General features: G+C 68.7%; 12 protein-coding genes. 8 read left to right on the top strand and 4 right to left on the bottom strand.

Annotation, left to right across the window (positions count from 1 at the left end; genetic code table 11):
• The first annotated feature begins 563 nt into the window (after positions 1-563).
• The 3 genes from DK368_RS08960 to DK368_RS08970 all read left to right on the top strand — a co-directional run bounded on the left by DK368_RS08960 (position 564) and on the right by DK368_RS08970 (position 3,963).
• On the top strand, positions 564-1,625 hold the full coding sequence (locus DK368_RS08960; RefSeq protein WP_114393601.1) for a hypothetical protein: 1,062 nt from the start codon (positions 564-566) through the stop codon (positions 1,623-1,625).
• 85 nt (positions 1,626-1,710) lie between these two features.
• Positions 1,711-3,003, top strand: coding sequence for a DUF3422 family protein (locus DK368_RS08965; protein WP_114393602.1), 1,293 nt, complete (start codon positions 1,711-1,713; stop codon positions 3,001-3,003).
• Between the two features lie 6 nt (positions 3,004-3,009).
• Complete coding sequence (locus DK368_RS08970) at positions 3,010-3,963, top strand: CPBP family intramembrane glutamic endopeptidase (protein WP_162305946.1); 954 nt, start codon at positions 3,010-3,012, stop codon at positions 3,961-3,963.
• 20 nt (positions 3,964-3,983) lie between these two features.
• On the opposite strand, the gene DK368_RS08975 is transcribed toward DK368_RS08970, so the two are convergent.
• The 3 genes from DK368_RS08975 to DK368_RS08985 form a co-directional block, all read right to left on the bottom strand.
• On the bottom strand, positions 3,984-4,742 hold the full coding sequence (locus tag DK368_RS08975; RefSeq protein WP_114393604.1) for an ABC transporter ATP-binding protein: 759 nt from the start codon (positions 4,740-4,742) through the stop codon (positions 3,984-3,986).
• Positions 4,739-5,473, bottom strand: coding sequence for an ABC transporter permease (locus DK368_RS08980; protein ID WP_420818894.1), 735 nt, complete (start codon positions 5,471-5,473; stop codon positions 4,739-4,741). Before DK368_RS08980 ends, DK368_RS08975 begins: the two co-directional genes overlap by 4 nt.
• A 156-nt stretch (positions 5,474-5,629) precedes the next feature.
• Entirely contained in the window at positions 5,630-6,640 is a 1,011-nt protein-coding gene (locus DK368_RS08985; RefSeq protein ID WP_114393606.1) for an ABC transporter substrate-binding protein, read from the bottom strand.
• Positions 6,641-7,172: 532 nt separating this feature from the next.
• On the opposite strand from DK368_RS08985, the gene DK368_RS08990 reads away from it, so the two are divergent.
• A complete protein-coding gene (locus tag DK368_RS08990) occupies positions 7,173-7,424 on the top strand; it encodes a hypothetical protein (RefSeq protein ID WP_114393607.1) in 252 nt (83 codons plus the stop codon).
• A 40-nt stretch (positions 7,425-7,464) separates the two neighbouring features.
• Here the strand turns inward: DK368_RS08990 and DK368_RS08995 are convergent, their stop codons facing one another.
• The gene (locus DK368_RS08995; RefSeq protein ID WP_155524527.1) at positions 7,465-7,647 is read right to left on the bottom strand and encodes a hypothetical protein; all 183 of its coding nucleotides are present in this window, start codon (positions 7,645-7,647) and stop codon (positions 7,465-7,467) included.
• 248 nt (positions 7,648-7,895) lie between these two features.
• Here DK368_RS08995 and DK368_RS09000 point away from each other — a divergent pair, with 248 nt between their 5' ends.
• The 4 genes from DK368_RS09000 (at position 7,896) to purF (ending at position 13,265) form a co-directional block, all read left to right on the top strand.
• A complete protein-coding gene (locus tag DK368_RS09000) occupies positions 7,896-9,458 on the top strand; it encodes a hypothetical protein (protein WP_114393609.1) in 1,563 nt (520 codons plus the stop codon).
• Positions 9,459-9,649: 191 nt separating this feature from the next.
• Positions 9,650-11,044: a DNA repair protein RadA gene (gene radA, locus DK368_RS09005; RefSeq protein ID WP_114393610.1), complete on the top strand. Its 1,395-nt coding sequence runs from the start codon at positions 9,650-9,652 to the stop codon at positions 11,042-11,044.
• 3 nt (positions 11,045-11,047) lie between these two features.
• Positions 11,048-11,764, top strand: coding sequence for a CvpA family protein (locus tag DK368_RS09010; RefSeq protein WP_114393611.1), 717 nt, complete (start codon positions 11,048-11,050; stop codon positions 11,762-11,764).
• A 49-nt stretch (positions 11,765-11,813) separates the two neighbouring features.
• Positions 11,814-13,265, top strand: coding sequence for an amidophosphoribosyltransferase (gene purF, locus DK368_RS09015; RefSeq protein ID WP_114393612.1), 1,452 nt, complete (start codon positions 11,814-11,816; stop codon positions 13,263-13,265).
• Positions 13,266-13,345 lie beyond the last annotated feature (80 nt).

Raw genomic sequence — 13,345 nt, forward strand, 5'->3', positions numbered from 1 at the left:
CGGCAGGCCCGGCGCCAATAGCGGTGTCCCGCGGGGCACTCCCGGTGTCCGCTGAACCGGCACCCACCGGCACGCAGGCGGGGGCCGTCCCCACTGCCCCCGCCATGGCCAACCCCGGGCCGGCAGGACCTGCCGTCCCGGCTTCCCCAGGACCCACCGGCCCATCGACCGCCACCGGTCCTGCCGCGGCAGCCCCCGTTCCTCCCACACCCGGGACGGCCAGCGCGAACCGGTCGGTCCCAGCCGCAGCACCGCCCGCTTCGGGGCGGCCAGACGCCCCGAAGCCCGCCCCGGCCCCAGCCCCAGATGGCCTGCCCCCTCCATCACCATCCGGCCTGGCCATGGCGGCGCCGGCCATGGCACGGGACGGTGCGGGCTGGCGTGGAATGTTGAGCGCGGCAGGGAGGCTGCTGGGGTTCGATCCCGCCCGCCCGCCGGGACAGGTTCCGCCGACGGCCCCGTCGCCCCCGCCTCCATCGGCCACGCCTGTTGCCCAGGACGCGACATCGGCACTGCCGGGGCAGCCACCCCGCGCGGGCACGACCCCGGTCCAGGCCGGAGCCATGACGGCAGTGCTGGCCGCCGCAGATCCCGCCGTTCCGGCACGGTCCATTGCGTCCCAGCCCACGCCGCCGACCGCCCCCCAGAGCCAACCGGCCCAGACGGTACCGGCAGTGGTGCCGGCAGCGGGACCGGCTGTCCTGTCGCCGGGCAGCGTGGTGCAGGTGCGGGTACTGGCGCTGACGCCGCCCGGCCTGACGCTGCCGATGACCGACATGACCGGGCAGGCCCCGCTTGCGGGAACGGTGCTGGCCACGACCACCACGGGCCAGCCGGTGGTGGCGACGGCGCGCGGGACCCTGGTGCTGCAAGGTCAGGCCGATCTGGCACCGGGAACGGCCGTGGCGCTGGAGATCCTGGAGCCGGCCCCCGGCCAGGCCCGGCCCGCGCCCGCCCTGGACCCGCGGCACGGCAGCGACTGGCCGGCCCTGCGGGAGATGATGGAGGTTCTGGCCGGCACCGATCCGGCCCTGGCCCGGACACTGGCCCATGCCGTTCTGCCCCAACCCAACCGGCGCCTGACCACCAACCTGCTGTTCTTCCTCAGCGCCCTGCGCGGGGGCGATGCCGGCGGCTGGTTGGGCGAGGCGACGACGACGGCGCTGGACCGTGGCGGACAGGGCGCGTTGCTGAACCGGCTGATCGAGGATTTCCGCGCCATCGCCCAGCAGGCGGCGGAACCCTTGCCCGATGGCTGGCGCGCCTATGCCATCCCCTTCGGCGAACCGAGCCAGATTGGCCGGCTGCAGCTCTATGTCCGGGCAGCCGGTGACGACGAGGACCAGGCCACCGCCGCCCGCCGCGGCGCCCCCCGGCGCTTCCTGGTGGAGGTGTCGTTCAGTCAGCTCGGTCCCATGCAGCTGGACGGGCTGCTGCAGGCGCGGCGGCTGGATCTGGCGGTGCGGACGCTGGATCTGTTGCCCGGCACGCTGACGGCCGAGCTGTCGGCCCTGTTCCGGACCAGCCTGGACGCCACCGGCTTCACCGGCAGCATCGCCTTCCAGACCGGGGCGCAACGCTGGGCCAAGCTGCACAGCGCGCGGGGCCGTCCGGTCCAGGCCTGAACGGTTCCGCCGCCCCCGGTGGCGCCCCTGGCAAGTTGCCGCGGGACACCGCATAGTTGCCCGGCGGACCCGAACGGAGATAGCGATGGCTGACGCCATGCCGGCGCCCACCGAACATCCCCTGCGCGCCCTGCTGAATGACGAGGTGCATGCACGACCGCACCTGCGCATCGGCACACCGGCCCGCATCACCCATCTGGCCCATCTCACCGGGGAAATGGTGGCGGCCGATCTGGAGCATATTACCGCCCTGTGCCGACAGGCCGGCGCACCGCTGCCGGGGGCGGATGCCCGACAGGTGCAGCTGACGCTGGGCGACCGGCTGCTGAAATGGGAGCGGCATACCGAATTCACCGCCGTGACCATCGCCGCCCCCGATCCCGGCGACGGCCACTGGTCGGCTTTGACCGGGGCGCTGACAGCCTGGACCGATGGGCTGCCGGGACAGCGGCTGGTGGCGGTGCATTTGAGGATCGAGGCGGATACGGCGCCGCCGCACGGGCCGGAGAGCCTGGGCCGCCTGTTCCCCAGCGGCGATCTGGTCGGGTCCGTCATCAATGGCGGTGACGCCCTGGTCTGGACCGATTTCCGCCTGGGTACGGACGGGTTCACCCGCTTCCTGGTGCGCGACCGGGCGCTGACACCATCACGCGCCGGCCGGCTGGCCCGGCGGCTGCTGGAGGTGGAAACCTACCGCATGATGGCGCTGCTGGGCCTACCGCTGGCCCGGGAGGCCCAGCCGATCCTGGCCGGGCTGGAGCGGCGGCTGGATGAGATCGTCTCCCGCACCGCCGCCGCCCGCGGCGTGGAGGAGGAGCACCAGCTGCTGGACGGGCTGACCCGGCTGGCCGCCGAGCTTGAGGCGCTGAATGCCCACAGCCGCTATCGGTTCGGCGCCACCGCCGCCTATGCCGAGCTGGTAGACCAGCGGCTGACGGAGTTGCGGGAGGACCCTATCCCCAGCCTGCAGCGCATCGGCATCTTCCTGGAGCGCCGGTTCCGCCCGGCCGTGCGCACCTGCGAAGCCATGGCCAGGCGCCAGATCCAGCTGGCCCAGGGCGTGGCCCGCGCCAGCGGGCTGCTGCGCACCCGCGTCGATGTCCACCGGGCCGAGCAGAATGTGCAGATCATGCGCTCGCTGGAGCGCCGCACCGCCACCCAGATCCGCATCCAGGAGGCGGTGGAGGGCTTGTCGGTGTTCGCCATCAGCTATTATCTGCTGGGCCTGCTGAAATACGTGTTCGAAGGGTTGCCGGGGCTGGGCCTGCATCTGCCCAAGGAGGCCTTCACGGCCCTGGCCGTGCCGCTGGTGCTGGCCAGCGTCTGGCTGGGGGTCCGCCGTGTCCGCCGCGCCCTGAAACCCGACGAGGAGCATTGAGCCATCGTGCCCGTGGTTCTTCCTGAGCGGCCGCATGTGACGCCGCCGCCAGCCCTGCCGGCCCTGCGCTTCCTGGAACTGGGCAGGCTCGACGGGCGGCGGCCCTGGACCTATGCCGCCGGGCTGGTCCTGGTCTTCGGCATCACCGCCCTGCTGGCCGTGCCGGTGATCGGTCTTCTGGTCCTGATCGGGCAGCGGCTGGGTCCCGGCGCCGCCGGTCCGGCTGCCTTGGACAGCGTGGGCAATGCCCTGCATCTGCTGGCCCTGTTCACCCCGCATCTGCTGGGGCTGCCGATCCTGCTTGTCGTGCTGCGCCGGCTGCACCGCCGCCCGCTGCATACGCTGTGGTCGCCGCGAGCGGGGATCGACGGACGGCTGTTCCTGCGCTCCTTCGGCCTGTCCCTGGGTGTCATTGGCGCCGGGCTGCTGGCCGGGCTGGCACTGGACCAGGACACGCCGCTGCAATGGAGCATCGATCCGCTGCGCTGGATCCTGGCCCTGCTGCTGTTCGGGCCTTTGTGGCTGATCCAGGTGTCGGCGGAGGAGCTGCTGTTCCGCGGCTATCTCAGCCAGGGGCTGATGCGGCTGCTGCCACAACCGGGCCTGGTGGCGCTGGTCGTCGCCGGCCTGTTCGTGCCGCTGCATTACAACCCGGCCTATCCCTGGTGGGCCTATGCCGATCTGATGCTGACCAGCCTGATGCTGTCCGCGCTGACCTGGCGGGCCGACCGGCTGGAGGCGGCCATCGGCCTGCATCTGGCCAACAACCTGTTCCTGTTCGCCGGCATCGGCAATGCGGGCACCGGGATCGTCGATCAGCCGCTGGCCCGCATCCCCGGCGAGGATTTCGGCAGCCCAGAGGGGCTGCTGCTCAGCCTGCTGCAGTTCGCGGTTCTTTATGCGCTGCTGTTCGGCCGCAGCGGAACCGGCCTGTGGCGGCGGGAAACGCCTCCGCCCTGACCGGCAGGGGAGGCCGGGCGTCAGATGCCGGCGCCCTGCTCCACATAATCCGACAGGCGGGTGCGGATGGCGGCGGCTGTCGCCCGCGCCTCGGCATGGTCACGCAAGCGCGGGCGCGGCAGGGCAATGCAATCCTCCGAGCGCACGCCGGCCGGGCTGCCGGCCAGCAGCACCACGCGGTCGGCCAGATAGACGGCCTCGTCGATGTCATGGGTGACGAACAGGATGGTCTTGCCCGTGCGCTGCCACAGATCCACCAGTTCGTCCTGCAGGGTCTGGCGGGTGATGGCGTCCAGCGCCCCGAAGGGCTCGTCCATCATCAGCAGGTCGGGGTCCACGGCCAGGGCGCGGGCAATGGCCACGCGCTGACGCTGACCGCCCGACAGCTGGTGCGGCCAGCGGTCGGCCTTGTCCGCCAGCCCGACCAGGGCCAGGACATCCAGGGCCCGACGTCGCTTCGCCCCGGCATCGAGGCCCAGCCCCTCCAGCCCGAACTCCACGTTCCGCACCACCCGGCGCCAGGGCAACAGCCTTGCATCCTGGAACACCAGGGCATAGGGGCGCCGCCCCGGCGTCGGCGGCTGATCGGTATCCACCGTGCCGGACTGCGCCCGCACCAGACCGGCGATGACGCGCAGCAGGGTGGACTTGCCCACACCGGACGCACCGACCACGGCCACGAACTCCCCCTTGTCGATGGTCAGGGAGAAATCCTTCAGCACGGTGGTGGGGCCGCGGTCGCCGGCGAAGGCCAGCGTCATGTCGGAAATGCGGATCATGCCTTCCACCGCAGCAGGCGGTCGCGCAGGGCGACGAAGCTGGTGTCGATGACACCGTAGAGCACGGCCATGGTGATCATGTAGACGACGACAATGTCGGTCGCCAGCAGACTGGAGGCCTGCATCATGCGCTGGCCCACACCGGGGACGCCGAACAGCTCCGCCGCCACCACGGCCATCCAGGCCTGTCCCAGGCCGGTGCGCAGGCCGGCCATGATGGGGGAAATGGAGGCCGGCAGGATGATCTTCACCAGCTTGGCCAGAGGCGAGCGGTGGCCGAAGGCATCCGCCAGCTCCAGCAGGTCGCGGTCCACGGCCTGCACCGCGCCCAGGGCGGCGAAGTAATTGATCCAGAACACGCCGACGACGATGATGAAGGTGGCGGCACCGGGTGTCACCCCGAACCAGATGATGGCGAAGGGCACCCAGGCCAGACCGGGGATGGGGCGCAGCAGGCGCACCACCCAGCTGGTCAGATCCTCCAGCCGCCGGCTCATGCCCGTGACCACCCCCAGGGCGACCCCGAGAAAGGAGCCGAGCGCCAGTCCCCAGAGATAATGGCCCAGGCTGTGGAGCACCGCCTCGCCCCAGGTGCCGGACCGTATCTCCCGCCAGAAGGTGTCGGGAATGGCGGAGGGCGGCGGCAGCAGCACCGGGCGCACCAGCCCGAGGCGCGGCACCGCCTCCCAGATCGCCAGGAAGACCGCGACGCCGAGAAGGGCGAGCAACAAGCGTGGAATTCTGCGGGACTGCGGCATGGCGTCAGGATGGACTCGCACGGGACTCGGCGCAAGGCGGCCGGGATGGCAGAGAAGCGAACGCCTCCTCCCGGGACCGGGGAGGAGGCGCCGCTTACCGGTCCGGCCGGGGGCCGGGCCGGACCGGTTTCACTTATTCGTCGCCTTGGCGTAGTAGCTGGCGTCGAACAGCCCTTCCAGCGGCGAAGCCTGCTTCACCGCCCCGAGCTTCACCTGATAGTCCTGCATCACACCGGTCTGTTCCGCGATGACGGCGGGATCGACGTTGAATTTCACCGCCTTCGACGTCAGCGCCCGTTCCATCACCTCGGCGCTGATCAAGCCCTTGCCCAGGGCCGCTTCGACCGCCTTGGCCGCAACCTTGGGATCGGCCTTGATGAGGTCCGTGGCCTTGACGGTCAGATCCACGAGTTTCTGCGCGATATCGGGATGGGCCTTGGCGAAGTCGTCCGTCAGGGCGATCACGTTGCCGGGCTGGTTCGGCAGGATGTCGCCGCCATAGGCCAGCACCTTCACCTGCGGATTGCGGTCGGTGATGATGGTCAGGGCCGGCTCGCGCACGATGGCGGCATCGACCGCACCGGCCAGGAGCGCCTGCTGCGTGGCATCGATGCCCATGGGCACCAGTTCGATGGCCGCCTTGTCGGCCTTGGCCCGCTCCCACAACCAGTATTGCAGCATGGTGTTGGGCACCGAGCCGGCCGGCTGGGTCGCCACCTTCAGCGGCCGGCCCAGCTTTTTCGACAGGGCCGCAATGGCCTCGGCCGGGCTGCCGGGCTGGGCCGCCAGATCCGGACCGGCAGCCACCACCAGTTCCTCCACGGCCGTGGCCGCAACCACGCGCACGCCGATGCCCTGGCTGCGGGCCACGATCACCGGCCCGACACCGGCGATATAGGTGTCCAAGGTGCCGGAGGCCAGCGCCTGGATCATGTTCGGTCCGCTGTCGAACTGCTTCAGCTGCAGGTCGAAGCCGTTCTCCTTGTCCCAGCCGAGATTGTCGATGACGAACGCCTGGGCCGCGCCGAGCACGGGGATATAGCCGGCGCGGACCACAACCGGGTCCGCTGCCCGGGCCGTCGGAGACAGCGCCAGGACGGCGACCGCCGCAAGGGCGAAACGGCGAAAGGACGAGATCATGCTACCCCTCGAACGTGGGACGATATGGGTTTTACGCTTCCGTATCCCACCGATTTTGTCAATATAGTGCGTTAAACTTTCTATTTCACTGTTCCGAATTGTTATTCAAAGATAAAAACGCTTGGAAAATGCATAATAGCGATTGAGGGCGCTTGACAGAGCCGCGCTTATCCCCAACTCTGGGGCCAAGGCCGGATGGCCCCGGACCGGCCCGCCGCCTCAGGGCCCGCGGAGATTTGACGGACGCAGCTTGCGCCGCGACACCAAACGCTAAAGCGCCTCGAAGTCCCTTCGAGGTTCTCCGGTTTGTGAGAAGGAAGGGCGCCATGGTCGCCATGACCACGCTTCTGATGCCGCCGATGACCAGCCTCCAGCCGCCGGCGCAGCGCCGGTGTTGTCGACGCTGACCCGCATGAAGCTGCCGTCCGGCCGGCGCGCCTGAGCGCCGCAGCGGACGGGTTCTGACCATACACCCTGTCACGGCCATCAATTTCACAGCGCAGCGGATGTGATCCGCTGCGGGAGGACATCCATGTCTGCACACGCCTTCGTCATCGAGACGGGCCGGCACACCGCCGGACTTGCCATTGTCGAGACCAATGGCTTCCGCTTCTACGCATCCAACTCTTTGTTCTCGGCCCTGGAAGGGCGCCGGTTCGGCAGTATCGCCGCGATCGAGCAGGCCTGCCGCCGGCGCGAAACGGAGGTGCGCCGTTCCACCTCCCGCAGCGACAGCCGCGGTCAGGTCTTCCGCAGCTGGGGACCACAGGCGTCGGCAGGCTGACGCCGCTCCGCCAAGGACAACGCAATAAAGGCGACGGGCCTTACACCGGCTTTCCGTCGAAATACTGCTCCTCGAACTCCCGGATCATCTCCTGCGCCTCGCGCAGCATGCGGCGGATGATCCGGGGATCCGGCTCGGTACACAGGGTTTCGCTCACGGCCTTGCCGAGTACCGCGCCCGCCTGGGCCAGCAGCTTCACCGCCAACCGTTCTTCCAGCGTCATGACCGCCCCATTCTGCCGTCTGCGCCAGCACATAGCGCATCCCCGCCCCCCCTGCCAGAGGCACGGGGCGCGAGACGGTCATGCATGCCGCCGCCCCGCTCCCTTCGCCGGGGCAAGGCTGTCCGAGCGGGACCGTTAAAGAAGCGTATCATCCCTCTGCGCGGGTACTGGACGAGGCAAAGACTCGCCCGTAGAGTGCGAATGACTTTCACCTATCCCGTTTTCTGTCCATCGAGGGATTTCTTCGCATGCGCCCTGCTTCGCTTCGCGCCGCACTGTTTGCCGGCACCGCCCTTCTTGTGCTCTCCGGCTGCGGTGACAAAGGGCCGCCCATCGACGAGGCGGGCGCGCGCAAGATTGAGAACGGGATCCAACAGGGCCTCGACCTCTATCTGTACGACCGTCCGGGCATGGATGTGACGGTTGAAGGCGCACCGAAGGCGGTTCCCGCCGGGGATCATTACGATGTGACCTTCCCCGGCCTCAGCATCCGCCTGGGCGACCAGGATCCGGAAACGGCCGGCGAGGACGGCTCCACCGGCACCGTCGCCAAGGTCGGCAGCACCACGGCGCGCGTCGTCCCGCTGAAGGATGGAACCTACCGCTATGAGGGCAAGTTGCCCGATACGCTTCAGATCGTCGGCGCTGACGACGAGCAGATCGCCTTCAAGATCGGCTCCAGCCGCGTGGCCGGTGTCTGGCTGCCGCAATACGACACCAGTGTCGATTACGAGTTGAAGGCGGAGAAGCTGAGCCTCGACGCCAAGGACCTGGAGATCGACAACTTCGGGATCGACCTGATCGAGAGCAAGCAGACCTCGACCAAGAAGGGAGAAGGCATCAACGCCGTCGATGCCATCCTGTCGATGAAGGGGCTGTCGATTGCTGGCAATGGCGACACCGTCAAGCTCGACGGCCTGTCCTTCGCCTCCGCCCTCAAGGACCTGGACCTGCCGAAATACATGGCGGTGCTGCGCGAATTCCAGACCATGAGCAAGGCCATGGCCGGGAAGGTGGAGACGCCCGCGGCCCAGCATGAGATCCTGGCCAAGGTCGGTCAGCTGTTCCAGACCATGGGCGCCATCTCCGGCACGCTGACCGGAACCGGCCTGTCCATCCAGAGCGATGACGGCGACAAGGTCGCCCTGGCCGAATTCACCTATGGCAGCGACTATAGCGGCGGCGCGGCGGAGTTGGGGCGCGCCGGCACGAGCTTCAGCTTCCGCGGTCTCAGCATCGATCCGGCACCGGAAATGGCCTGGGCCATTCCGCAGTCCATGGAAATCCGCCTGCGTGCGGACAAGATCCCAGCGGCCGCCATGGGCAAGGCCCTGCTGGACGTCGTCGGGGCCGCGCCAGCCGGCACCGATGAGGACGAGGCATCGGAAGCCCAGCAGATGGCGGCCATGGCCGCCATGGCCGCCGTTACCGAGGCGGCCGGCAAGGCCGGCACCACGCTGACCGCCGATGCCATCACCGTCACCCTGCCCGCAGCCGCTGCCAGCCTGACCGGCAGCGCCACCGTGGTGCCGACGGCGGCCAAGGGCGTCACCGCCGACTATACGCTGGTGCTGACCGACCTGGACAAGGCGGTGAAGGCCCTGTCGGCGCCGTCGGGCGGCGCTATCGACCCGCAGCAGATGCAGGCGGCCATGATGCTGGGCATGGTCCAGACCCTGGCGACGCCGGGCAAGGGCAGCGACGGGCGCCCGACCCATACGCTCCGCCTGCTGGTGAAGGAGGATGGCAGCATCCTGGTCAACGACAAGGACATCGCTCAGATCATGCAGGCCATGCAGGGCCAGAACTGAGCCCTGCCGATCCCCAGGTCGGGACGGATCGACGAAGCCGGGCGGGACCTTCCCGCCCGGCTTTGCTTTTGCCGGCAGCGGCCGACGGCACTTGTCCCCCTGCGTATGTTGCAAACGTGTTATGAGGGGCTGCGAAGTTTCGAGCGAAGACGCTATATAGTCGCGGCCTTCCCGCCCCGGAGCCCCAAACCTTGGCCCGAGCCGCCACGCGATACGTCTGCCAGAACTGTGGTGCGTCGTACCCGAAATGGTCCGGCAAGTGTGACGCCTGCGGTGAATGGAACACCCTGGTCGAGGAGCAGGTGGCGGAGTCCGCCCCCAAGGGGCTGGGCAAGACGCCGGGCCGGCGGATCGAGTTCGTGGCCCTGTCCGGCGTGTCCAAGGAGGCGCCGCGGCGCCTGAGCCATATCCAGGAATTCGACCGGGTCTGCGGCGGCGGTCTGGTCAACGGCTCCGCCCTGCTGATCGGCGGCGACCCCGGAATCGGCAAATCCACCCTGCTGCTGCAGGTCACGGCCTGCCTGGCCCAGGAAACCCGCTGCGCCTATATCAGCGGCGAAGAGGCCGTGGAGCAGGTGCGCATGCGCGCCGCCCGCCTGGGCCTGGTCAATGCCCCGGTGGAGTTGGCCTCCGCCACCAATGTCCGCGACATCGTCGCCTCGCTCGACCATGCCGACGGGCCGCGGGTGGCGGTGATCGATTCCATCCAGACCATGTATATCGACACGCTGGACAGCGCACCGGGAACCGTGGCCCAGGTCCGGGCCACGGCGGCAGAACTGATCCGGGTGGCCAAGCGCCGCGGCATCACCCTGCTGATCGTCGGCCACGTCACCAAGGACGGCCAGATCGCCGGCCCCCGCGTGCTGGAGCACATGGTCGACACCGTGCTCTATTTCGAGGGTGAGCGCGGGCACCAGTTCCGCATTCTGCGCGCCGTGAAGAACCGCTTCGGTCCCAGCGACGAGATCGGCGTCTTCGAGATGGGCGAGGACGGGCTGGTGGAGGTAACCAATCCGTCAGAGCTGTTTCTTGCCGACCGCCGTGGGGATATAACCGGGACAGCCGTCTTCGCCGGCATCGAGGGCACGCGCCCTGTACTGGTGGAGGTGCAGGCGCTGGTTGCGCCGTCGCCCCTGGGAACACCGCGTCGTGCCGTCGTCGGCTGGGACAGTTCCCGGCTGGCCATGGTGCTGGCGGTCCTGGAGGCCCGGTGCGGAGTCGCCATCGGAGCCAATGACGTGTACTTGTCTGTCGCCGGCGGGTTGAAGGTCACGGAGCCGGCGGCCGATCTGGCCGTTGCCGCCGCCCTGGTCAGTTCACTGACCGGTGAGCCGGTGCCGGCGGATGCGGTGGTGTTCGGGGAAATCGGACTGTCCGGGGAGGTCCGTCCAGTGAGCCAGACCGACCAGCGCCTGAAGGAAGCGGCCAAGCTGGGGTTCGGCCGGGTGCTGATGCCGGCGCCGCGGCGGTCGCGGGGCGGTGCGGGCGAGGATACGCTGCGGCGGGTCGAACTGGACCATCTCAACGATCTGTTGCCCCTGTTCCAAACGGATTCCCCCCCGCCGCGCCGGGGAAAGGATTGAGCGATGCAGAGCAGCGGCATCAACCCCGTCGACATCATCGCCATTGTCGTCCTGCTGGTTTCGGCCCTGATGGCCTTCGCCCGGGGCTTCGTGCGTGAGGTCCTGTCCATCGCCGGCTGGGTGGCTGCCGCCCTGGTGACCTGGTGGGCCTTCCCGGCCGTGGCCCCGTTCCTGCGGGAGAAGTTCCCGACTCAGGCGGTGGCCGACGGGCTGACTCTGCTGGGGCTGTTCACCCTGTCGCTGATCGTGTTCAGCGTCTTCACCCATTCACTGGCCGGCCGCGTGCAGGAAAGCGCCCTGTCCGCCATCGACCGCAGCCTGGGCTTCGCCTTCGGCGTGCTGCGCGGCGCCGTGCTGGTCAGCCTCGCCTATCTGTTCGCCCTGTGGCTCTGGCCCGACAGCCAGCCGGACTGGCTGCAACAGGCCCGGACCCGGCCGCTGATGGCCGTCGGGGCCGAGATGCTGCAGGATCTGATGCCCGACCCCAATCTGGACCCGGCCCAGCGCGCCGCAGAGCGTGAACGCCGCCGCCGCCAGGAGCAGGTCGAGGCACAACGGACCCTGGAACGCCTCGCCAATCCAGAGCCGGCCCGGCCGGCCTCGACCGGCGGCCCCACCTCGCCGCCCGGCTACAATACCGAAGAGCTTGGCCGGCTGGAGCAGCTGATCAAGAACACGGACGCCGCTTCCCCCGCCCCTGGGGAGCCGCAGGCGCAATGACCCCCTCCCCTCTCTTCCCCGCTTCCACAGCCCGAAAGGCGCCCTGACAATGCTGACCACCCACCCCTTCGACGACGACAAGCTGCGCGAGGAATGTGGCGTCTTCGGCGTTCTCGGGCCGCAGGACGCCGCGGCGCTCGCCGCCCTTGGCCTGCACGCCCTGCAGCACCGCGGACAGGAGGCGGCGGGCATCGTCAGTTTCGATGGCAGCGAGTTCCACGCCCATCGGGCGTTGGGGCAGGTCGGCGACATCTTCGGCAACGAGCAGGTCATGCGCACGCTGAAGGGCGCCGCCGCCATCGGCCATGTGCGTTATGCCACCACCGGCGAGACGGCGCTGCGCAATGTGCAGCCGCTCTATGCCGAGTTCGAGTTCGGCGGCTTCGCCGTGGCCCATAACGGCAACCTAACCAACGCGCTGATGCTGCGCCGCCAGCTGATCCGCCGCGGCTGCCTGTTCCAGTCCACCACCGACACTGAAACCATTATCCATCTGATGGCCACCGCACGCGGCGGCAATGTCATCGACCGGCTGGTGGAGGCCCTGCGGCAGGTGGAGGGCGCCTACAGTCTGGTGTGCGTGGCCAAGGACCAGGTGATCGGCGTGCGCGATCCCTCCGGCGTGCGGCCGCTGGTGCTGGGCAAGCTGGGCGATCACCCCGTGCTGGCCTCGGAAACCGTGGCGCTGGACATCATCGGCGCCGATTATGTGCGCGATATCGAGCCGGGCGAGATGGTGGTGCTGGAGGAAGGCTCGGTGCAGAGCCTGCGCCCCTTCCAGGCCGCGCCTTCTAAGTTCTGCATCTTCGAATACATCTACTTCGCCCGGCCCGACAGCTTCATGGAAGGCCACTCCGTCTATCAGGTGCGCAAGGCCATCGGCTCGCAGCTGGCCATCGAAAGCCACGTGGAGTCCGACGTGGTCATCCCGGTGCCGGACAGCGGCGTACCGGCAGCACTGGGCTATGCCGAGCAGAGCAATGTGCCCTTCGATCTGGGCATCATCCGCAACCATTATGTCGGCCGCACCTTCATCCAGCCCACGGACAAGATCCGGCGGCTGGGGGTGAAGCTGAAGCACAATGCCAACCGGCACTACATCGAAGGCAAGCGCATCGTGCTGGTGGATGACAGCATCGTCCGCGGCACCACCTCGGTGAAGATCGTCGAGATGATGCGCGATGCCGGTGCCAAGGAGGTGCATATGCGCATCTCCAGCCCGCCGACCAGCCATAGCTGCTTCTACGGCATCGATACGCCGGAGAAGGAGAAGCTGCTGGCACACAGGCTGTCGGTCGAGGAGATGTGCAAGTACATCGGTGCCGACAGTCTGGCCTTCATCAGCCTGGACGGGCTGTACAAGGCGCTGGGCCACGCCAAGCGCGACAGCGGCATGCCGCAATATTGCGACGCCTGCTTTACCGGTGACTATCCGCTGGCGCTGACCGATTATGACAGTGCGCGGACCGATGTCTCCTACCTGGCCGAACGCCGGGCCTGAGTCCGTCCCCGCCGACTTTCGCTTGACGCCGGGTCCGGGTGCCACGTACCCGACCCGGCGTTTCCCTGTCCAATGCCCAC

The organism is Oleisolibacter albus (assembly GCF_003336875.1).
In the GTDB taxonomy this organism is placed as follows: domain Bacteria; phylum Pseudomonadota; class Alphaproteobacteria; order Azospirillales; family Azospirillaceae; genus Niveispirillum; species Niveispirillum album.

Excerpts from the sequence above, each read along its gene's own strand:
- DK368_RS08960 (WP_114393601.1), top strand. The coding sequence starts at position 564 with ATGACGGCAGTGCTGGCCGCCGCAGATCCCGCCGTTCCGGCACGGTCC.
- DK368_RS08990 (WP_114393607.1), top strand. The coding sequence starts at position 7,173 with ATGTCTGCACACGCCTTCGTCATCGAGACGGGCCGGCACACCGCCGGA.
- DK368_RS08985 (WP_114393606.1), bottom strand. The coding sequence starts at position 6,640 with ATGATCTCGTCCTTTCGCCGTTTCGCCCTTGCGGCGGTCGCCGTCCTG.
- DK368_RS08995 (WP_155524527.1), bottom strand. The coding sequence starts at position 7,647 with ATGACGCTGGAAGAACGGTTGGCGGTGAAGCTGCTGGCCCAGGCGGGC.
- DK368_RS09010 (WP_114393611.1), top strand. The coding sequence starts at position 11,048 with ATGCAGAGCAGCGGCATCAACCCCGTCGACATCATCGCCATTGTCGTC.
- DK368_RS08965 (WP_114393602.1), top strand. The coding sequence starts at position 1,711 with ATGGCTGACGCCATGCCGGCGCCCACCGAACATCCCCTGCGCGCCCTG.
- DK368_RS09000 (WP_114393609.1), top strand. The coding sequence starts at position 7,896 with ATGCGCCCTGCTTCGCTTCGCGCCGCACTGTTTGCCGGCACCGCCCTT.
- DK368_RS08975 (WP_114393604.1), bottom strand. The coding sequence starts at position 4,742 with ATGATCCGCATTTCCGACATGACGCTGGCCTTCGCCGGCGACCGCGGC.
- purF (WP_114393612.1), top strand. The coding sequence starts at position 11,814 with ATGCTGACCACCCACCCCTTCGACGACGACAAGCTGCGCGAGGAATGT.